Source organism: Daejeonella sp. (assembly GCF_030695525.1).
In the GTDB taxonomy this organism is placed as follows: Bacteria; Bacteroidota; Bacteroidia; order Sphingobacteriales; family Sphingobacteriaceae; genus Daejeonella.
The window spans coordinates 49774-69830 of sequence record NZ_JAUYSS010000020.1 but is presented as its reverse complement, the minus strand read 5'-3'; the positions used below and the strand labels follow the sequence as shown (position 1 = coordinate 69830).

Genomic DNA, 20057 nt, shown 5'->3' with positions numbered 1-20057 from the left:
AATTATCTTGGATTTTGCGTGATGCCTGTAGCATCAATTATATAATTGGGAATTGGAAACACATAGCGGGAATCATTGGCAGGAAGTACATAAGTCTGGCCGTTTATTACCCTGCTGAGGTCTGTAGCAAATTTGGGCTCCAGATTGAGCCTCCGGAGATCTTGCCACCTCATTCCACGATAAACTAATTCCTTTCTTCGCTCTTTTAATATTATACTTAAGGCTGCTTCGGCACTGCTAGCTGTTAATGGAATGAACGTACCTGTTTTAAATCTTTTTACAAGAAGGGTATTTAAAGATTTCATAGCATCAACAGTGTTTCCCTTCCGCGAATAACATTCTGCCTGAATCAGATATAACTCGTTGCTTGAAAAGCCACCAAAGGGCAAAATACTTCCCGTATAGCTCCCTTTAAAAGAATAAGTACCATTGGTATTCAGTTTGAAAAAGACGGATTTCCGCAGGTCGTTGCTTGAATAGGTATTGATTAATTCCGGGCTGATGTTCGCATTCACCAGTATGGTTATCAGGGCCTGTATTGCATAATAGGAAGTTTCCTGGTTGAATGCAGTGAATGAGTTGGCTGCTGCCGGATTTATGGTATTATAATCAATTAGTGTATTAAACAAGCTGAGACTCTGACCCGCATAAGTTAATGCATCTTCAAATTCGCCCATTGATAAACTTAGCCTCGCAAGTAATGCCAGAGCTGCCACTTTGGATGGATCTGTTCCAACTTTGGGTAAGGGATACAAAAGATTGACAGCTTCTTTGAGGTCGGTTTTGATTTGATCATAACCTTCCTTCACGCTGGATCTGACAGTTTTGGTATTAATGTCTGAATTTAGCCTGATTGAAATACCCGGGTCATTTGCAGCAGTCTGCAAATTATATGGCCTGGAAAATACGATATGGAGGTCGTAAAAAGCTTTGGCCCGATGAAAAAGTGCCTGACCCCGGGTGTTATTCCATTCGGCTTGCCGGTTTGCATTCACCTTCAATTTTTCCAGCCCTTCCAATACCACATTGCTGATAAAAACCTGGTTGTAGCAGTTGTTCCACTGGAGCACTTGCGTTGTCCCAACAAAGACTTCTGGCTGCCATGAATAAATATTTCGATCCAGTAGCGGTAAAGAGCTAAAAACTGAATTGCTGACAAAAATATCGTCAGAAGAAGCTTCTCCTATTGCTGTATAATTGGAATTTAAAACGGAGTTGTTTAAAAGCAGTTTCATGTCCTCGAGTGTTTGAGGAACAATTGTTGAACTATCAGATTTGGCATCCAGCCAGTCTTTTTTGCAAGCGGAAGTCAATAGAATGATTCCGGCAATAAGCGGATAAATATGTTTTTTCATTTGTTTATTTTTTATAATTTAAATGGTACTTTATTAAGAATGTTAATACTTCTGTTTTTATAAGGTTGTCCTGAGTCCGAAAGCGATGGATCGGCTGAGCTTCATATTCGGATAATCAGGGTCAATTCCTTGCTTATTTGCTGTCCATACTAAGCCTCCATTATTGAGATAGATAAACATAGACAGTTTTCTAAAGGGCATTTTGGTCCACTGCTTATTTGTCAAATCATAGCTCAGGTTGATATCCTGAAGCCTAATATTGTCACCTTTTTCAACCAGAATCTCAGCATTTCGGTAAAAGTTGTCTCTTGCACTATTATTATCTGCCGGAAAAGCGGGAACAGAAGTAAAGGCTTCATCTCCGGCTTTTTGCCAGCGTAAAGCATAATCGCTATGGCTTCGACCGGTAGAAAATAAGGTGCTGTATTCAATTGAACGCCTTTTAAAATAATAGCCAAAGCGGTAGGTGATATTTGCCGAGATGGTAAATCCTTTTAAACTAAATGAATTTCTTAAGGCACCAAAAACAGGTGGCAAAGCTCTTCCGTGAAATACAAGGCTATCGACGGTTTGTCCGGACGAGGAGTTCAATAATGAATAATTCGTACTTGGAACTCCCTGGACATATCCCATCGGATTTCCTGTGTTAGGATCTAATCCTGCCCACTGTTTACTATAAATTCCAAATAGAGGCTTGCCGGGGGTAGGAGAGAAGGAAGACTGACTTCCTGTGAGACTGGCATCAGCCATATATGAGGCAAAAACCGGACTGATGGCATAGCTTGTAACCACATCAGTAGCATAACTGAATAGCATGTTGCTTTCCCATCTGAGCTTTCCATCGCTATTTAAACTACGCAACTCAAGATCTATCCCGCTGCTTTTCATATTGGCTACATTACCCCGGAACGATGTTTGACCGGAAGTTGGATCAAGCGGGTTTTGACCTATCAGATCTATTCCTTTTTTGCTATAGTACTCTAAATTTCCGTTTAGCCTTCCATTTTTACTGCCAAATTCAATACCTAAATTCAATATGCCGGTTTTTTCCCATCTCAGGTTCGGATTAGGTGGGTTATTAATATTTGCTGCAGGCAAGCCATTTTGGCTGTTTCGGGTAAAATTTGCTGTGGTTAAGGCTGTCACTGTTTTATCAATATTTCCATTATAACCATAAGTAACTTTTAACCTTAGAGTTGGCAGAAAATCAAGTTTGTAAAATTCCTCAGATGCCAGATCCCATTTTAGGCCGGCTGACCATAATGGTACGGCTCTTTGATTGCTGCTGACCCCAAAATGGTTTGACTGATCGATTCTGCCACTTGCTGAAAAGATGTATTTGTTATTTAAGGTATATGCAACATTAGTAAAATACGACCTAAACCGATTAAGTGTCTCAGAGATAGAGGGATCAGCTAAAATCAATCCGTTGCCATTAGGGGAAAGTGGAAATGAAGTGGTAGGATTTATCGCAACAGAAGATCCCAGATTCGGATCATAACCAAATACCCGATTACTGTTAGATGCAGTCTCAATCTCCCTTATTTCTATTCCAGCCAATGCATTGATAGAATGTTGTTTGAAATTATGATTGTAATTTAGTTGCGCCCGTCCATTATGGCTATCAAGATTTGATCGGCTAAGATCGAGTATGCCTCCGACAGGAATATTCCTGATTATGTCATTACCACTTTTACTGGTATACCGGTTAATCAGGTTCCGGGTATAGTAAGAATCGATGCTATTCAGGGAATTGCCATTTTCCCATTGACGCTGATATTGATACTTGATATCTGTACTAAATAATTTCCCGAGTTGATATCTGAGCCCGGTTAAGAACCTGATATCATTACTCTGCACTCGCTGGCCAGGCAATTCCAATTCCTCCAATGGGCGAAATTGCCAGTCCAGGTAACCTTGCCCGAAAGCTTCCTCCTTGTAGGAATTACGGTAATCTTTGGTAATGCTCAGCGGATTTCCATTTTCATCAATCAGACGGGTATAAGGATATAGAACCCTGCCCGATGGGCCTCCGGTTACGAGTTCCTGTAGCGTGTTATTTTTATTATAATTAGTCTGGCTAAAGTTTAATGAGGCGTTAAGCTGCAAGCCTTTTACCGGCCGAAAGATCTGGCTGGTATTCAAAGTCAGACGTGAAAAATCATTAGCAATTGCATTAGATAAATTATTATCGAAACCTGCCGAGTAATAATAAGTATGATCCTCAGCCCCTCCCTTCAAACTGAGTGCGCTCTGAATGTTGGTGCCTTTGCGATACATCAACTCAGCAAGATCGTTCCGCAGATCATACCCTCTGAGTACATTTATCCTGCTTTCCATATCTGAATTGCTTATAAGTCCCTTTTTGTTACGATCCAGTAGGTCTACAACTTCAGATATTGGCGGGCGAGTAGTGGAATTATTCAAATCAGCGTTATAAAACCCCCGCTGAAACATGAGAATCTCTGTATTAATAAAATCGGAGGTAGTAATTCGTGGCTGATAGAACTGGTCAGGCTGCTGCATCCGGGTAAGGTTGGAATGAAATTCTGTTGTTAAGGGCTGGCTGAGGCTTCCTTTTTTCGTATTGATCACTATAACACCATTACCGGCTCTTGCACCCCAGATAGAGGCAGCAGCAGCATCCCTTAAAATGCTGATATTTTCAATATCATTCGGATTAATGTTATTGATATCGCCTTCATACGGAAAGTTGTCCAGTACAATCAGTGGCTGGTCATTCGCAAAGATGGTACTTCTACCCCTGATGCTCAGTTTGGTAGATCCGCTTCTTTCATCAAACAGCAATGAAGGAGTAATTCCTTTCAGCCGGCTGACCACATCAGTCGAAACCTGACGGTTAAACAATTCTTTGCTGATGCTTGCAAAAGATCCTGTTGCCCGTTCCAGCGGAATCTCCTGATATCCGGTGCTCACGATCACTTCTTCCAGTTGCGCTGCATCCGGTAGCAGAGTGACATTGATTTCATTTCCTTTACCGGCTACCGGAATTTCCTGTGGCAGGTAACCTATAAAGCTTATCAGGAGTATCGCGTTTGGAGGTACTTGGCTGAGTCTGAAATGGCCATTTGCATCGCTTATTCCGGCAATTTTACTGTCTTTTACTCTGATGGATGCTCCCTGTAGCCTATCTCCTTTTTCATTCGTTATTTTTCCGGAAATTATAATTACAGGTTTTGCAGCAGGAATTTCCTGGGCAAAACTGTTCAATACAGACCAAAGCGTGGCCAGTACGATAGTTAGTATCGTTTTTTTCATTAGTATTTAAATTGCTTTTTATGTCCCGCACTTGCGGGATTGCATGAGCTTATATTCTTTTCCTTGTGTGAGCGGTAAGCTCATGCAGGTTTCATTTAATTAACTGGTTAGTTGTTTTCCGGCATGCGCCGGGATGACAGCCGGGATCGCCAAGACTATTGTTGTCATTGCGGCGATCCCGGCGAAGGCCGGGACCCAATCACTCCGGGTGCCTCTTAAATGAAGCGAAGAGATCATTAGTTGACACCTGGTCCTGGTAGGTATCCTCCTTGCCGTCCTGGTTCTGAACATGCTTCAACTTTTCCTGCAATTCATAAAGTGCGGGCAGCACTTCTTCCAAAGCTTCGAAATAATCGAGCAGACGTTTTTTGGCCAAATTACTTAGAGTGGAATAGTTCTCGCCAATTAGAACTGCCAACATACAGCAAAGGAGTTCATCAGTCTCTTTCAGGGTGTAGTTATGGCAGAAATGAGCCACCTTCTGGGGAGCTGTTTTAGTGGCAGAGGAACTGCGAATTGGTTTACTCATAGATAATTATTTTAGGTTCTATGAGCCTTAGAGGGAGAGTTCCACCTATAATTAGTACGGCCGGGACCCACCTATCTATGTCGCAAGGCTCTGACAAGCCCCCATCCGTTTCAGAATGGATCCCAACTATAGACATAAGCGAGCCCCGGCCCTACTATATAGGGTTACGGGGTGCATCACTTACTCTCGCTGGGAATAAATTGTCAGATTTAGCGGCGAGGCTTATGAGCAGTCTCTCAATTATTTTAGAAGTACTGCAATAATAGTATTCTTAAATCATATCATTAAACGAATATAAAAACAAATTTGTTTAATAGCAAATTTGCTATTAATTATTAAATATACTAAATGTCTATTTGTTCCTGTGGGATATTTAAAAGATCAGGAATTTATAGGTAAGTTCGGAAAGCAACTTAAAAAAGTCCGGGAGGGAAGAGGATTGTCTCAAGAAGAATTGGCACTAAAATCTAATATTTCACAAAGCCAGATTGCTCGTACAGAATTAGGATCAGTGAATACAAGTATTAGTCATGTGAATGCTTATGCTAAAGCTTTAGGTATAGATGTTAAAGAGTTATTCGATTTTTGATCACTCTAATTTTCTCATTTCTATAAACAGTAATACACCATATACAACTATCGTAAAGTTTAGCTTCGGTGTGAGCTTTCAATTATACTTAGGCTATTGTCTAGCTCACTTTTTATGATGTTCATATATGGTCGGAAGCAACTCTTCAAGTGCTTCTAAAAAATCCAACACTTGGTCTTTTTTACCGTTGTCAATAGCACTAAAATGTATGCCTTCAATATGGTTGTATACCTGGCTTAGCATTTCTGTACTTTCCTGGAGAGTATAGGAGGATAGAAAGTTATTCAGACGGCGTGTAGCTTCTTCTTTTATCATGGCTATATTTTTTGATCGTTTATATTTTTCTCATATTAAACATCCTTTATTAAAATAGAAAAGAGAATGAGGGAATGGTAGGCTTAAATTCCGGATTGCTATTTCAGCAAACATTAAAAATTTCGCTTAAGCTTATTTTGACTTAGCAGAAGCTGAATTTCATTTAGACTATAAAATTCCTTTCGCCGAATATAAATGGGGTGTATACAGCCATCTTTCTTCAGCCGATAAATGGTCGAATCACTGATGTGGTACTTCTGCATTATATCATAGCGGTCTAAGAGTTGATCTTTTTGCTCTTCAACTCGGGCGTACCATGCAAGCTGTTCATCCCGCATTTGTTTCAAAATACTGCAGCTTTCTTTAAGTTGTTCCAGGATTGTTGATTCAAAAGAAGTAAGCTCTGATCTTCTCATGGCAAAAAAGAATGTCAGCTAATTTCCTTTATTCATTTCAAACAAGTGGTGACATTGTATTTTTCCTTCGATAAAGTCTGATGGAGAATGCTAAACCTAAAATCTCAGCAGTTTGGGATGGGTTATCTAAAATATACAACAAACGGAATTGATAAGAAGGCCTCGAACCCTCTTATCAATTCCGTTTGTTAACTATGGGACAGTATCAGTTAGATCCCAGCTTCCACTGCAGCCGCGACACTCTTTTAACTTTTCTTTCACTCTTTTATCCGGGCATGGAAGATCGTCTTTTGTACAACTGCTAAATAGTATTATAATCACTATGGCTATGCCAAGTTTAGCTTTAAGCACCATTCTTGACGGCGCATAAAAATTCCTACCGAGACTTCTACTGAAGCCAATTTTTAATCGTTTCATTTTCCTGATTTTTAAGATGAATACTAATTACCGGCCAGAAGGATAGCGCTATTTTCCTGCCCTCTTTCGATAAAAATATAGTAGATCTTTACATTTAAGGAGTGCTGACGGGGATAGATCGCATTTGACGGATGTATGAAGGAAATTGACGGGTTAAGCTCCATTAGACTAATAATTATAAGGCATAAATCTGGTGTTCAATGTTCTGCAAGGCATGTTTCAGTAGGCGCCGGGAGAATTTGAAAATGAGCAAATTGGGAGGATTTGTCGATGGACTATTGAGCTCGTTTGTGATGGTTGTCATTCAGAGGAGCGGATTAGTTTCTGATTTTGTAGAAAATGGGAGGCGACGAAGAATCTCATCACTAGGAGTATGAAATTTTGCTGAAGAAGGATTTATTTGCCGTTTCTTACGTACTACAATTAAGATCCTAATGTATAATATTAATGGAATGGTTTCAGCATTTTTAGAGACTCACCCTTATTACTGAGCCGTTGATTCAAGGATCATCTTGGCCCTCCGCCCTGAGCGGAGAGGGATTAAAGATATTGCAAAGATCCAATCTGCAGCTTTTCTTCAGAAAATATTCAATTAGCAGAAATGATTGTTGATGGAGTAAGTTCAGTTCAATATTTTGGATAGAAGGCCTATTCTGATTTCATATTTACTTTTGTAAAGCAATATTTGGCCTTGATTAAGACCAATTGGAAAACTTGGTAATGAGTAGAATAAAATTCCTCATATTGAATTGCATTCTCTGAACCCTTTGCAATCAAGATAAAATATTGTCTTTTTAGATACAAAAGGTATCACGATTTTGTAACCAAAGATATTTCAAATATTTATTGATTTTTATAATAAAAAGAGGCCTGATAACATACAAAAGTTAGTGATAGTGAACTGAAGTTTAAAATAATTGCAGTTATTTGTTCTGCTTAAATCAGCCTTAAACGATACACACATAATTCATTTAATATGTTTTTTATTCTATCAAAAACCCTTGATTTTCTGCTTTCACCATTATTATGGGTAATTCTAATTTTCTTTTCTGTTTTTTTTTGTAAAAAGCCATCAGCAAAGAAAAAAGTGTTTTTAACTGGAATTATATTGCTATTGTTTTTCAGCAATAGTTTTATTGTGAATGAAGCATTCTTAGCATGGGAAGATAAGCCTATCCAGTTAAGCGGATTAAAAAAATATGAAACTGCAATTGTTTTGACCGGGGTGGCCAGTAACCGGAAAGGGATTACTGACCGGGTGTTTTTCGGTAAAGGTGCCGACCGGGTTCTTCATACAGTGCAATTGTATAAATCCGGAAAAATTCAAAGAATTCTCATCAGCGGGGGTTCTGGAGCGGTTCTAGGAGTAAAAATAGCAGAAGCTGGTGAGCTTAGGAAAGTATTCCTGTATTGTGGCGTGCCCGATTCCTCAATAATATTGGAAGAAAAATCCAGAAACACGACAGAAAGTGCTAGATTTTCAAAAAAAGTGATAGACAGCCTGAAATTAGGTAAGGATTTTTTGCTCGTCACTTCGTCCTTCCATATTCCGCGTTCAATTGGATGTTTTACAAAGGCAGGTATAAGTGTGATAGCCTACCCCGTTGATTTCTATTCACGTGACAGAAATTTGGATCTTGAGACTATATTACTTCCTTCGGAGAGTGCAATAGGACAATGGGCAATTCTTATGCATGAGATCGTGGGCTATTTATTTTATAAACTAATGGGATACAGTTAAAACCTTAAATAATTTAATGATTATTCCAGTATGTATAACTGTCTTTTGTTCTCCAAATACCATTACTTTTATTATTTTCGCTCCCATATTAAAATTTGATATGAAAACTAGTCTATATCACTAATATTTTGGTGGTTACAATATTTATACAAATCATTTTTTTTTATTTGATGATAAGTTAAATTATAAAGATTGTTTTATTGATAGCATAGGTATAAACCTGGCAACTCAAATTTTATATTAATAATCCCTCAGCGAAAGAAAAATGAATGAATTAAAAAAGATCTCAAAAATATATGTAGCTGGGCACAGAGGAATGGTGGGTTCAGCAATTTTTAGAAAGCTAGAGAATGAAGGTTTTTCTAACCTGGTAGTGAGGTCCTCCTCTGAACTGGATCTTAGAAATCAAGCAGAAGTTACAGATTTTTTTAAAAAGGAAAAACCTGACTTTGTATTCTTAGCTGCAGCTAAAGTTGGAGGTATCATTGCCAATAATACCTACCGCGCAGATTTTTTATATGAGAATCTTGCTATCCAAAATAATGTGATTCACAACTCTTATGTCACTGGTGTAAAGAAACTTTTGTTCCTTGGTTCTAGTTGTATTTATCCTAAACTGGCTTCCCAGCCTTTAAAGGAGGAATATCTTTTGACGGGTTTATTGGAATATACAAATGAACCTTATGCAATTGCAAAGATTGCTGGAATTAAGTTGTGTGAAGCTTATCGTGATCAGTTTGGTTGTAATTTCATATCTGTAATGCCGACCAATCTTTATGGCTATAATGATAATTATCATCCTGAGAATTCACATGTTTTGCCTGCTTTGCTTGGGAGATTGCATGAGGCAAAAATGAATAAAGCAGCTGAAGTTAGCATTTGGGGTTCAGGCTCACCCAGACGGGAATTTTTATTTGCGGATGATTTGGCTGATGCATGTTTTTTTCTGATGCAAAATTATAACGATACAGAGCTGATAAATATAGGTACAGGTCAAGATCTGACAATAGGTGAACTCGCTCATTTAGTAAAAGAAGTGGTTGGGTTTAAAGGCGATCTGGTATATGATTTCAGTAAGCCGGATGGTACGCCCAGAAAATTATTGGATGTAACTAAATTGCATAATCTGGGTTGGAAACATACAACATTTCTGGAGGATGGGCTTAAACTGGCTTATGCAGATTATTTGAGGAATAGGTCTAATTAGGTTAATTGTTTCAACTAAACAGCAAATGTATAGTAGTAAGTATTGATTATCAAGATGTAATCCTGATTGGACCGAAGAATTATTACTTTGACATTAAAAGATTCTTAAATTCAAATAATACACCGCACTATGGCAATTCATCAAATCTTTCTTGCCATTCTAAAAATATGTATTACTTTTGAGTTATATAATGAGTACTAATTATACTCAATATCATGCTCGAAAGCCTTATCACTTCTAAAACGAGAATTAAGTTATTGCTTAAATTCTTTTTAAACATCAATAATCAGGGTTATTTAAGAAGCCTTGAGACTGAGTTTAATGAGAGTACTAATGGTATCAGGCAGGAGCTTAATCGCTTTGAACAAGCCGGGCTATTGTTGGCTGAATCAGATGGCAATAAGAAACTTTATCGGGCAAATACGCTTCATCCCTTGTTCAAGGATCTGAATAGCATTATCAGAAAGTTTATTGGTATAGAAGAAGTTATTGAGAAGGTAATTGACCGATTGGGAAATGTGCATCGTGTATACCTTGAAGGAATGATTGCACGTGGACTTGATTCGGATATCATTGATCTGATGATAATAGGGGACAATATTGACCGGAACTACCTGAGTAGTCTGGTGGAAAAAGCTGAACCACTTATTGGAAGGAAGATAAGGTATCTGGTCTTTGAAGAAGTGGATGCAGAGGTATATGTTGAGAAGCATAGTAAGGAAATGGTTTTAATATTTGATCACCTGGCATGAACTGGTATGTGATCTATACAAAATCGCGGTATGAGAAGGCCGTTGCAGATAAATTGGCTTTATCACGAATAGAGGTATATTGTCCGCTTTTAAAAAGAAAGAAACTCTGGAGCGACCGGTGGAAATGGGTGGAGGAGCCTCTGTTCAGATCGTATTGTTTTGTTAGTCTGGATGATCAGGATCGGGATAGGGTTTTTTCAGTCCCGGGGGTGGTTCGTTACGTTTATCACTGCGGTAAACCTGCTGTTATAAGGGATAAGGAAATGGATCTTCTTAAAAGCTGGTTGATGCAATATGATCATGATAGCATAGTAGCAGAAAATCTGAATGTGAGTGACAGGATCAGAATACGTTCAGGTGCATTGATGGATAAGGAGGCTGAGGTTTTGGAGAGTAAGGGTAATTATGCGCTTTTACTTTTAGAGGATCTTGGCCTGCAGGTGAAGGTTGATCTGAGAAAGAATATAGTTGAGAAGATACGGGTTTCTTAAGGGAATCCTGAGTTTTTAATTTATCAGATGTCATATTGGAAAATGTGACTGAAGGGGCGGAGCCGTGGGTGGGTCGATTTGAAGATTTGATAATTTGAAGATTTGAAAAATCAGTTTAATTACCTCGAAGTTTGGCCATTATGACCATGCCTGTCCAGAGTTGCATTTTTCTGATTTAAAATAAATTTTGTGCAAAAATGAATCAAGCAAAAATATTGATGGAAACAAGCTTTTCCGGATTAAACTATTCTATCTCAATACTCAATACTAACTACTCAATACTCTATTCATGAAGACAGCATTAATAACGGGCATTACCGGTCAAGATGGAGCTTATTTGACTGAATTTCTGTTAAATAAGGGATATTTTGTCCATGGTATCAAGAGAAGAAGTTCTTTATTTAATACGGATCGGATAGATCATCTATATCAGGATCCCCATGAGAGTAATCTAAGGTTGAAACTACATTATGGTGATCTGACAGATTCTACCAACTTAATTCGTATCATTCAGGAAACTCAACCGGATGAGATTTATAATCTCGCTGCGATGAGCCATGTACAGGTGAGCTTTGAAACTCCTGAATATACAGCAAATGCAGATGGAATTGGAACCTTAAGGATCCTTGAGGCAGTTCGTACATTAGGTTTGGAAAAAAAAACAAGGATATATCAGGCCTCTACCTCTGAACTTTATGGGTTGGTACAGGAAGTGCCACAGAGTGAGAAAACACCATTCTATCCACGTTCTCCTTATGCGGTTGCGAAAATGTATGCTTACTGGATTACGGTTAATTATCGGGAAGCTTATAATATGTTTGCCTGCAATGGTATATTGTTTAATCATGAAAGTCCGGTTAGGGGGGAAACTTTTGTAACCCGTAAAATTACCAGGGCGGCGGCTAAGATTGCACTTGGACTGCAGAATTGTTTATATCTAGGTAATTTATCAGCTCAACGCGATTGGGGACATGCAAAGGATTATGTGGAGGCCATGTGGCTGATCCTGCAACAGGATAAAGCGGAAGACTTTGTGATTGCCACAGGGGTAACCACAACAGTTCGTGATTTTGTAAAAATGAGCTTTGCAGAATTAGGAATTGAAGTAGAGTTTAGCGGAAAAGATGAACATGAAAGAGGGGTGATCATTGATATCGATGAGGCTAAAGTAGCGAGCTTAAAGCTTAAAGCGGAAAGCTTAAAGCCAGGGACTACGGTAGTAAAAGTGGATCCTAAGTATTTCAGGCCGACTGAAGTGGATTTATTGATTGGTGATCCGACTAAATCAAATACGAAGCTAGGCTGGAAACCGAAATATGATCTGGGTGCATTAATTAAAGAGATGGTCTTATCTGACCTTCAGCTAATGCAAAAAGATGAATATCTTAAAAAAGGTGGATTTATCACATTGAATTATTTTGAATAGTGGGTATCTCCCACATTGAATAATCTGGTTTGTCCGAATGAGTCTAGGGATATTAAATACCCTATTTAAGTGTATATATAAACTAAAGATTAATTAGCTTTGCGCGGAATTAATTTAGATATGAGAATAAAGCATACATTAAGCTATCTGGCTTTCCTCTTCCTTTTAGTTGTCAGCATACCTGCGTTAGCTCAGGTAAATCCCCAAAACATGGGAAATGTCCGCGTGGATGAGTTGAGTGATGATCAGGTCAGGTCATTTATGAGGCAGGCTGAAGCCAATGGTATGGGTGATGCCCAGTTGGAACAGATAGCTCAGGCTCGTGGAATGCGCCCTGAAGAGATAAAAAAGTTGCGTGATCGGGTTGAAAAAATAAAAAAAGGAGACAAGAACCAGTCAGATCAGGCAGATCCGAATAAGGTTCAGCCGAAGGCTGGTGTAGATGGCAGGCAACTGAATTATGAAACAGATAGTTTGGCAAAGCAAAAGAATCCGGAGACGGAAGCCGAAAAAGCTTTAATGGAACTTCGTTCCAAAATATTCGGTGCAGATTTGTTCAAAAATTCCAACCTGACTTTTGAGCCCAACTTGAATATGGCTACTCCGCAGAACTATGTTATTGGCCCAAATGATGAAATTCTTATCGATATTTACGGTAATTCGGAAGTTTCTTATAATTTAAAAGTAAGCCCTGAAGGAACAATCAATGTTCAATATGTAGGAATAATTCCTGTTTCCGGCCTAACAATAGAAGCTGCAACAACCAGAATTCGCTCCAGAATGACTTCAGTTTACGGAGGTCTTCGTAACGGCAGTACAAATCTCAATGTTGCTATCGGTAATATCCGCAGTATCAAAGTAATTCTGACCGGGGAGGTTGTTAAGCCAGGAACTTATACCCTGCCTTCTCTTGCTAATGTATTCAATGCCCTTTATTCTTCAGGAGGCCCTACAGAAAATGGATCTTTTAGAGCTATTGAGCTCATTCGTGGGGGGAAAAAGATAGCAGTTATAGATGTCTATGATTTTCTGATGCGAGGTGAGATTGCTAATAATTTAAGACTTCAAGATCAGGATATAATTCGTTTACCTGTTTATCAATCCCGGATTGAAATCGTTGGTGAGGTAAAACGTCCGGGAATTTTTGAATTACGTCCGGGAGAGTCTTTCAAGGATCTTCTTAGTTTTGCAGGTGATTTCACGGAAAATGCATTTAAGTCAAGAGTTAAGGTATTAAAAAATACGGATACGGAACGGAGGATTGCTGACATCAGTTCTGACGCTTTTTCTGAATATAAACCATCAACTGGAGATAAGTATTTTGTCGACCGTGTATTGGAACGATTTGCAAACCGGGTTAGTATAGAAGGAGCAATTTTCAGACCCGGGCAATATGAACTTGAACCGGGCTTGAAGCTTTCCCAATTGATTAAAAAGGCTGAAGGTTTAAAGGAAGATGCTTTTATGCAAAGGGGGTACATAACCCGTTTAAAGCCCGACAATCAGATAGAAGTACTGTCATTTAATGTTGGAGGAGTAATAAATGGAACTTCTCCAGACATCCAGTTGTTAAGGGAAGATCTGATCAATATATCTTCCATCTTTGATTTAAGGGAGGAGTATACCTTAAGTATAGATGGTGAAGTCAGGATGCCCGGGCGTTTCCCATTTGCAGAAAATATTACCCTTGAAGAACTTATTATACAAGCGGGAGGTTTTACCGAAGGTGCAAGTGCCCGTCGTGTTGAGGTTTCAAGAAGGGTTAAAAATAGCGATGTGTTATCACAGTCTGCTGTTACTGCCGAGGTCTTTCAGGTAGATATAGACAGAGATCTTAAATTCAGCAGGGAAGCTTTTGTATTGCAGCCTTTTGATATCGTTTCTGTCAGAAATTCATCCGGTTATGAAGTTCAGCGACAAGTCAAGATCCAAGGTGAAGTATTATACCCTGGTACATATACTATATTAAATAAAGATGAACGTATTTCAGATATCGTGAAAAGAGCAGGAGGCTTGACTGCTCTTGCATACACTCCCGGAGCTTCTTTAAAGAGACCAGGTGTCCCGGATGCTGATGCAGATAGTGCGGCTTTAGCAAAAGAGAAATTGAGTAAGATCAAACGACTTCAGGCTACTTTCGGAGATTCAACGAATGTTGACGATCAGGCGGAAGAGGCGGTAAAAAATACTAACGTTGGAATTAATCTTGAAAGGATACTCGCATCGCCCAGATCTGGATATGATCTAATCATGGAAGAAGGGGATATAATTACTATACCTAAACAATTACAAACGATTAAAGTGAGTGGAGAAGTCCTTTCACCTGTGACAATAATTTATGAAAAAGGTAGAGGGTTTAAAAATTATATTTCTCAGTCGGGAGGATTTTCAGACCGTTCATTAAAGAGGCGATCTTACATATTATATGCTAATGGTGCGGTTAAGAGTACAAGGAAAATATTTTTTTTTAATAATTACCCTCAAGTGAGTCCGGGTGCTGAGATTTTTGTTCCAAAGAAAGTAGACAAGAGACCTATGTCAGCTGCTGAAATTGTTGGTATTTCGAGTGGATTGGCTTCTTTGGCAGTAATTATTTTGAATTTAGTTAAATAATTATGGAGAAATTTGATAAGGACAAGTTTCCTGAATCTACTCCTCCTGGATTGGTTCCTAATGAGCGACTTGATACAGGTAGTCGTAAGAATCATGGTGATTTAGATTCACAACCCAAAGGATCTTACTTTAGCGAAAGCAGTATCAGTACGGACGATATCTCATTAAAGGAAATTGTCCTGAAGGTTCAGGAACTTTCGGGTTTTCTTCTTTCTAAATGGAGTACTATTCTCATTGCTGGACTTTTAGGTGGAATTTTGGGGTTTATATATACTTACTCCCAAAAGCCTGCTTATAAGGCTGAATTAAGTTTTGCTTTAGAAGAAGAAAAATCTGGTGGGATGGGGGGCGCGTTGGGTATTGCCAGCCAATTTGGATTCGACTTAGGTGGAGGTGGTGGAGGAGCATTTGCAGGAGATAATCTATTTCAATTGATGAAGTCACGTTCTATGGTTGAGAAAGTTTTATTGTCAACAGTGACTATAGAGGGTAAGAATCAAACTCTTGCAGAATTCTACATTTCATTTAATAAGCTTCGTGAAGGCTGGAAAGGTAAGGCTGAATTGGATGATATACTATATTTGCCGAATGCTGATCGTTCTAAATTTACTTTAAAGCAAGATAGTGTATTGGGACAATTTTATAGAACAATAATATCAGGACCTCTTACTGTAGATAAACTTGATAAAAAGTCAAGTATAATTCTAGTACGTTTTATTTCTGAAAATGAACTTTTTGCAAAATATTTTACTGAAAAACTTGCTAAGGAAGTATCTGACTTTTATGTGGATACCAAGACAAAGAAGTCGGTTCAAAATCTGAAGATATTACAGCACCAAACTGACTCTGTTAGAAGAGCTTTATACTCAGCTTTAGGTGGTATGGCTTCTTCTATAGATGCTAATCCTAATGTAAACCCAGCCCGACAGAAATTACTTGTGCCCTCACAAACAAGGCAAGTAGATGTTGAGGCCAATACTGTAATATTGGGTGAGTTAGTTAAAAATTTGGAAATTTCTAAAGTCTCTTTGAGAAGGGAAACACCATTGATCCAAATTATTGATACACCTATTTTACCTTTGCCCCAAGAGAAGATGAGTAAAAGAAATGGAATAATATTTACTGGTTTAGCATTTGGTATTGTTTCAATTATTTACCTATTGTTAGCACGTTTCTTAAAGGAGATATTGTAGGATTGTGAGAGGGGTAATTTTTGATCGTGACGGGACACTCATAAAATACAAACCTTATCTACATAAAGCTGAAGATGTTGAACTTATTAATGGAGTAAGGGAGTGCTTAGAGGAATTAATAGAAAATGATATTTTAATTTTTTTGCATACTAATCAATCAGGGGTTGGCCGAGGTTATTTTACTTTAGATGATGTTGAGAAAGTTAATAATGAAATGCTTTTACAAATTGGACTGGATAATCTACAATTTCAAGAAGTTTGTATTGCTACAGATTTGGACGAGTCTGAGAACTCTCTGAGAAAACCCTCTCCCAAATTTGCTCGATATTTAATGGATAAATATAATATCCCTTGTCAAAATTTATTTATGGTAGGAGATAACATCAGTGATATTCAAACAGCTATTTCAGCAAATTGCTTTTCTATTTGGTTCTCGTCCGAGTGGAGTATCAAATCTGAAGATTCCAATATTTCGTATAGTAAATTGAATTGTGTAGATAACTACAAAGATTTAACTAACATAATCTTAGGACATCGTGGAAATTAGAAGGCTTATAATCCTGGCTGGCGGGTTTGGAACTAGATTAAGCTCTATCATTAATGATGTACCTAAGCCATTAGCTCCAATTAATGGAAAACCATTTTTGTATTATATTCTCGAGAAATGGATTGAAAATGGTATAACAGAAATTATTTTTCTCTTGCATCATCGGGCCGAACAAATTATCACGTTTGTAAATTCTGAGAAAGAATTTGGTGTATTGGCGAATTGTGACATTCAGTTTATAGTTGAGAACAAGCCCTTAGGAACCGGTGGGTCGATTGCAAATGCGGTAATGAAATTGAAGTTAACCGATTCTTTTATAGTTACGAATGCTGACACATGGTTGAGTTCAGGTTATGGCGAAATTGTGAAGTCACCAATTAACAGTATTGGTATTACAAAAATTAACAATGCTGCTAGATTTGGAACCGTAAAAGTATTGGAAGAAAAAGTAGTGGGTTTTAAGGAAAAGACTGATGTTGCGAAGCCTGGCTGGATCAATGCCGGGATCTATCATCTCAATTCGGAAATTTTTGTTGGTCAAGAAGGATACTTTTCTTTAGAGACTGATATTTTCCCGAAACTAATAAGAGACAATAAACTAAAGGCAATCTCGATAGATACAGAATTTATTGATATTGGAATACCTGATGATTACCAAAGATTTTGTGATTGGATTAATGAGGGTAAATCTTATAAATTAAAGTAAAGAAACAAGAACGTCAAGAGATAATATGGTTAACAAAACACTATCAATAATTGCTTCGTCAATAAGTTTAAAACAAAATATCTTAAATGATTCCGACCTAATATGTAAAATCGTGGCCGCAGTTGGAACTATTTCAGGGGCATTTAAAAATGGAAATAAGGTTTTGTTTTGTGGCAATGGTGGAAGTGCTGCTGATGCTCAACATTTAGCTGCGGAGTTCTCCGGGAGATTTTACAAGGACCGAAGATCTTTACCAGCAGAGGCATTGCATTGTAACACGTCCTATTTGACAGCAGTTGCTAATGATTATGGCTATGAATATGTTTATTCCAGAATTGTCGACGGAATTGGTGCAAAAGGAGATGTACTGGTTGGAATTAGTACTTCAGGTAATTCGAAAAATATAATAAAAGCATTCGAAGTTGCCAAAGGTAAAGGAATGAATATTATTTCCTTGACGGGTAATAATGGCGGCGGCATGAAAGAACATTCTGATATTCTGTTAGATATTCCTTCAACGGATACTCCGCGAATTCAGGAATGTCACATTTTAATAGGTCATATCATCTGTGAATTGGTAGAAGAGGAGTTATTTAAATCTGTTTAGATAAATTAGCGAAGCTTAGATACATAAAAATAGATTGCTGCAGATTAGATATTATGAGTTTAACTAAGAATTATTAAAACACTGCAAGGTTAGGAATGGAAAGGGGTAACCTAAGGAGATTAATACAGCGTCTTTGGAAACATATAGATGGGCGTAGACGAGTACAATTGAATATTCTGTTCATTCTAATTATCTTTTCGTCTTTTGCGGAGGTTATAAGCATTAGTGCTGTTCTTCCATTTTTAGGTGTGTTAACTTCTCCTGAAGTTATATTTAATCATCATTTCGCAAAGCCGTTCGTGACTTTTTTCAATATTTCGACACCAAAGGAATTGCTACTGCCTCTTACCATTGCTTTCTCAATAGCTATACTTTTTTCTGCGGCTATGCGACTAATTGCTTTGTGGATTCAAACCCGGCTCAGCTATGCGGTAGGGGCCGATTTGAGTTTGAGCATTTACAGGCGTACACTTTTTCAGCCATATTCGGTACATGTTTCAAGGAATAGTAGCGAGGTAATTTCAAGCATTTCGAGTAAAGTGAATAGTGTGATATCTAATATACTGATGTCTATACTTACTATTCTGAATTCTATACTGATGGTATTAATGATATTAGCTGTTCTGCTGACTATAAACCCAACAATAGCACTTTCTGCTTTCGCTGGTTTTGGTGTAATTTATATCTTGGTTATTCAAATTACTAAGAGGCGACTACGCCGACATAGTGCAAGGATTAATCAGGAATCTAATCATGTTATCAAAGCATTGCAGGAAGGTTTGGGTGGTATTCGGGACATGCTTATTGATGGCACTCAGTCAGTTTATTGTGAGGTTTATCAAAAAGCAGATGGCCCATTACGTCGGGCACAGGCAAACGTTGTTATTATAGCCAATACACCTCGCTTTGGAATAGAAGCTCTTGGAATGGTATTGATTGCGGTATTGGCTTTTTCACTTGCCGGTGGCAAAAATGGCCTCGTTACTGCAATTCCTGTTTTAGGCGCTCTCGCACTGGGTGCTCAGCGTATGTTGCCAATTATGCAACAGGCTTATAGTAGCTGGACCGCAATGCGTGGCACAGAGGAATTATTACGTGACACTTTGGATCTGCTTGATCAGGAACTACCAAATTTTGCTAATTCAGCATTTACCGAGCCAATTTCATTTAAATCTGATATCAAACTTGATAACCTTTCGTTCAGGTATGATACGGGAGCTCCATGGGTTCTGCGGGATTTTAACCTAACTATTCCCAAGGGTGCCCGCATAGGGTTCATCGGTTCCACAGGAAGTGGAAAAAGTACTTTGTTAGATATTGTGATGGGGTTATTACAGCCTACTACAGGAAGCTTATTGATTGATGATGAGATTATTTGTCAAGAAAATTGCAGGAATTGGCAGGCACATATTGCACATGTACCGCAAGCTATTTTTCTGGCAGATAGTACAATTGCAGAGAACATTGCGTTTGGTGTACCTGAAAAACTAATTGATCATGCCCGAGTGCGAGAAGCGGCGTCAAAGGCACAGATTGCTGTAACTATCGAATCTTGGGACAAAAAGTATGATACATTTGTTGGTGAACGGGGGGTTCGCCTTTCGGGCGGGCAACGGCAGCGAATAGGCATAGCTAGAGCGCTATACAAGAACGCTGATGTTATTGTATTTGACGAAGCAACTAGTGCCCTGGATAATGAAACAGAGCAAAATGTAATGGAAGCGATAGAAAGCCTCGGTAGCGAACTAACTATTCTCATTGTTGCGCATAGGCTTTCAACGCTAAGAAAATGCACAGATATTGTAGAGTTAGCAAACGGAAATATTATCCGTACAGGCACTTATGAAGAAATTGTGAATCCCTAAACAAAAAAG

At 38.3% G+C, this 20057-nt stretch carries 17 protein-coding genes; 12 read left to right on the top strand and 5 right to left on the bottom strand.

Annotation, left to right across the window (positions count from 1 at the left end; all coding sequences use genetic code 11):
* Nucleotides 1-2: 2 nt before the first annotated feature.
* The 3 genes from Q8S11_RS04430 to Q8S11_RS04420 all read right to left on the bottom strand — a co-directional run bounded on the left by Q8S11_RS04430 (nt 3) and on the right by Q8S11_RS04420 (nt 5163).
* Nucleotides 3-1355, bottom strand: a complete 1353-nt coding sequence (locus tag Q8S11_RS04430; RefSeq protein ID WP_305660862.1) for a RagB/SusD family nutrient uptake outer membrane protein — start codon at nt 1353-1355, stop codon at nt 3-5.
* A gap of 57 nt (nt 1356-1412) precedes the next feature.
* Nucleotides 1413-4634, bottom strand: coding sequence for a SusC/RagA family TonB-linked outer membrane protein (locus Q8S11_RS04425; RefSeq protein ID WP_305660861.1), 3222 nt, complete (start codon nt 4632-4634; stop codon nt 1413-1415).
* A gap of 199 nt (nt 4635-4833) precedes the next feature.
* Nucleotides 4834-5163: a hypothetical protein gene (locus Q8S11_RS04420; RefSeq protein ID WP_305660860.1), complete on the bottom strand. Its 330-nt coding sequence runs from the start codon at nt 5161-5163 to the stop codon at nt 4834-4836.
* A gap of 364 nt (nt 5164-5527) precedes the next feature.
* Here Q8S11_RS04420 and Q8S11_RS04415 point away from each other — a divergent pair, with 364 nt between their 5' ends.
* Nucleotides 5528-5752: a helix-turn-helix domain-containing protein gene (locus Q8S11_RS04415; protein WP_305660859.1), complete on the top strand. Its 225-nt coding sequence runs from the start codon at nt 5528-5530 to the stop codon at nt 5750-5752.
* A gap of 105 nt (nt 5753-5857) precedes the next feature.
* Here the strand turns inward: Q8S11_RS04415 and Q8S11_RS04410 are convergent, their stop codons facing one another.
* Together Q8S11_RS04410 and Q8S11_RS04405 are read right to left on the bottom strand one after the other, a co-directional pair.
* Entirely contained in the window at nt 5858-6067 is a 210-nt protein-coding gene (locus tag Q8S11_RS04410; protein ID WP_305660858.1) for a hypothetical protein, read from the bottom strand.
* A 113-nt stretch (nt 6068-6180) separates the two neighbouring features.
* Nucleotides 6181-6483, bottom strand: coding sequence for a hypothetical protein (locus tag Q8S11_RS04405; RefSeq protein WP_305660857.1), 303 nt, complete (start codon nt 6481-6483; stop codon nt 6181-6183).
* Between the two features lie 1393 nt (nt 6484-7876).
* On the opposite strand from Q8S11_RS04405, the gene Q8S11_RS04400 reads away from it, so the two are divergent.
* From Q8S11_RS04400 to Q8S11_RS04350, 11 genes are all read left to right on the top strand, one after another.
* Nucleotides 7877-8641 (top strand): YdcF family protein, encoded by a 765-nt coding sequence (locus Q8S11_RS04400; protein ID WP_305660856.1) that lies wholly within the window; start codon nt 7877-7879, stop codon nt 8639-8641.
* A 265-nt stretch (nt 8642-8906) separates the two neighbouring features.
* On the top strand, nt 8907-9848 hold the full coding sequence (locus tag Q8S11_RS04395; protein ID WP_305660855.1) for a GDP-L-fucose synthase: 942 nt from the start codon (nt 8907-8909) through the stop codon (nt 9846-9848).
* A 215-nt stretch (nt 9849-10063) separates the two neighbouring features.
* Nucleotides 10064-10600 carry a nucleotidyltransferase domain-containing protein gene (locus Q8S11_RS04390; protein WP_305660854.1) on the top strand — a complete coding sequence of 179 codons (537 nt, stop codon included), beginning with the start codon at nt 10064-10066 and terminating at the stop codon, nt 10598-10600.
* Nucleotides 10597-11091 (top strand): transcription termination/antitermination protein NusG, encoded by a 495-nt coding sequence (locus tag Q8S11_RS04385; RefSeq protein ID WP_305660853.1) that lies wholly within the window; start codon nt 10597-10599, stop codon nt 11089-11091. The genes Q8S11_RS04390 and Q8S11_RS04385 overlap by 4 nt, the downstream gene beginning before the upstream one ends.
* A gap of 289 nt (nt 11092-11380) precedes the next feature.
* Entirely contained in the window at nt 11381-12517 is a 1137-nt protein-coding gene (gene gmd, locus Q8S11_RS04380; RefSeq protein ID WP_305660852.1) for a GDP-mannose 4,6-dehydratase, read from the top strand.
* 120 nt (nt 12518-12637) lie between these two features.
* Entirely contained in the window at nt 12638-15130 is a 2493-nt protein-coding gene (locus tag Q8S11_RS04375; RefSeq protein WP_305660851.1) for an SLBB domain-containing protein, read from the top strand.
* A gap of 2 nt (nt 15131-15132) precedes the next feature.
* The gene (locus Q8S11_RS04370) at nt 15133-16323 is read left to right on the top strand and encodes a lipopolysaccharide biosynthesis protein (RefSeq protein ID WP_305660850.1); all 1191 of its coding nucleotides are present in this window, start codon (nt 15133-15135) and stop codon (nt 16321-16323) included.
* A gap of 4 nt (nt 16324-16327) precedes the next feature.
* On the top strand, nt 16328-16870 hold the full coding sequence (locus Q8S11_RS04365) for an HAD-IIIA family hydrolase (RefSeq protein ID WP_305660849.1): 543 nt from the start codon (nt 16328-16330) through the stop codon (nt 16868-16870).
* Nucleotides 16860-17576, top strand: coding sequence for a sugar phosphate nucleotidyltransferase (locus Q8S11_RS04360; protein WP_305660848.1), 717 nt, complete (start codon nt 16860-16862; stop codon nt 17574-17576). The genes Q8S11_RS04365 and Q8S11_RS04360 overlap by 11 nt, the downstream gene beginning before the upstream one ends.
* Nucleotides 17577-17688: 112 nt before the next feature.
* Nucleotides 17689-18183: a D-sedoheptulose 7-phosphate isomerase gene (gene gmhA, locus Q8S11_RS04355; protein WP_305660847.1), complete on the top strand. Its 495-nt coding sequence runs from the start codon at nt 17689-17691 to the stop codon at nt 18181-18183.
* Nucleotides 18184-18278: 95 nt separating this feature from the next.
* A complete protein-coding gene (locus tag Q8S11_RS04350; RefSeq protein WP_305660846.1) occupies nt 18279-20048 on the top strand; it encodes an ABC transporter ATP-binding protein in 1770 nt (589 codons plus the stop codon).
* Nucleotides 20049-20057: the final 9 nt, after the last annotated feature.

Bases quoted from the DNA above. Each gene is read 5' to 3' on its own strand.
- gmd (WP_305660852.1), top strand. From the start codon at position 11,381: ATGAAGACAGCATTAATAACGGGCATTACCGGTCAAGATGGAGCTTAT.
- Q8S11_RS04410 (WP_305660858.1), bottom strand. From the start codon at position 6,067: ATGATAAAAGAAGAAGCTACACGCCGTCTGAATAACTTTCTATCCTCC.
- Q8S11_RS04385 (WP_305660853.1), top strand. From the start codon at position 10,597: ATGAACTGGTATGTGATCTATACAAAATCGCGGTATGAGAAGGCCGTT.
- Q8S11_RS04425 (WP_305660861.1), bottom strand. From the start codon at position 4,634: ATGAAAAAAACGATACTAACTATCGTACTGGCCACGCTTTGGTCTGTA.
- Q8S11_RS04370 (WP_305660850.1), top strand. From the start codon at position 15,133: ATGGAGAAATTTGATAAGGACAAGTTTCCTGAATCTACTCCTCCTGGA.
- Q8S11_RS04375 (WP_305660851.1), top strand. From the start codon at position 12,638: ATGAGAATAAAGCATACATTAAGCTATCTGGCTTTCCTCTTCCTTTTA.
- Q8S11_RS04400 (WP_305660856.1), top strand. From the start codon at position 7,877: ATGTTTTTTATTCTATCAAAAACCCTTGATTTTCTGCTTTCACCATTA.
- Q8S11_RS04420 (WP_305660860.1), bottom strand. From the start codon at position 5,163: ATGAGTAAACCAATTCGCAGTTCCTCTGCCACTAAAACAGCTCCCCAG.
- Q8S11_RS04350 (WP_305660846.1), top strand. From the start codon at position 18,279: ATGGAAAGGGGTAACCTAAGGAGATTAATACAGCGTCTTTGGAAACAT.
- Q8S11_RS04395 (WP_305660855.1), top strand. From the start codon at position 8,907: ATGAATGAATTAAAAAAGATCTCAAAAATATATGTAGCTGGGCACAGA.
- Q8S11_RS04430 (WP_305660862.1), bottom strand. From the start codon at position 1,355: ATGAAAAAACATATTTATCCGCTTATTGCCGGAATCATTCTATTGACT.
- Q8S11_RS04405 (WP_305660857.1), bottom strand. From the start codon at position 6,483: ATGAGAAGATCAGAGCTTACTTCTTTTGAATCAACAATCCTGGAACAA.
- Q8S11_RS04390 (WP_305660854.1), top strand. From the start codon at position 10,064: ATGCTCGAAAGCCTTATCACTTCTAAAACGAGAATTAAGTTATTGCTT.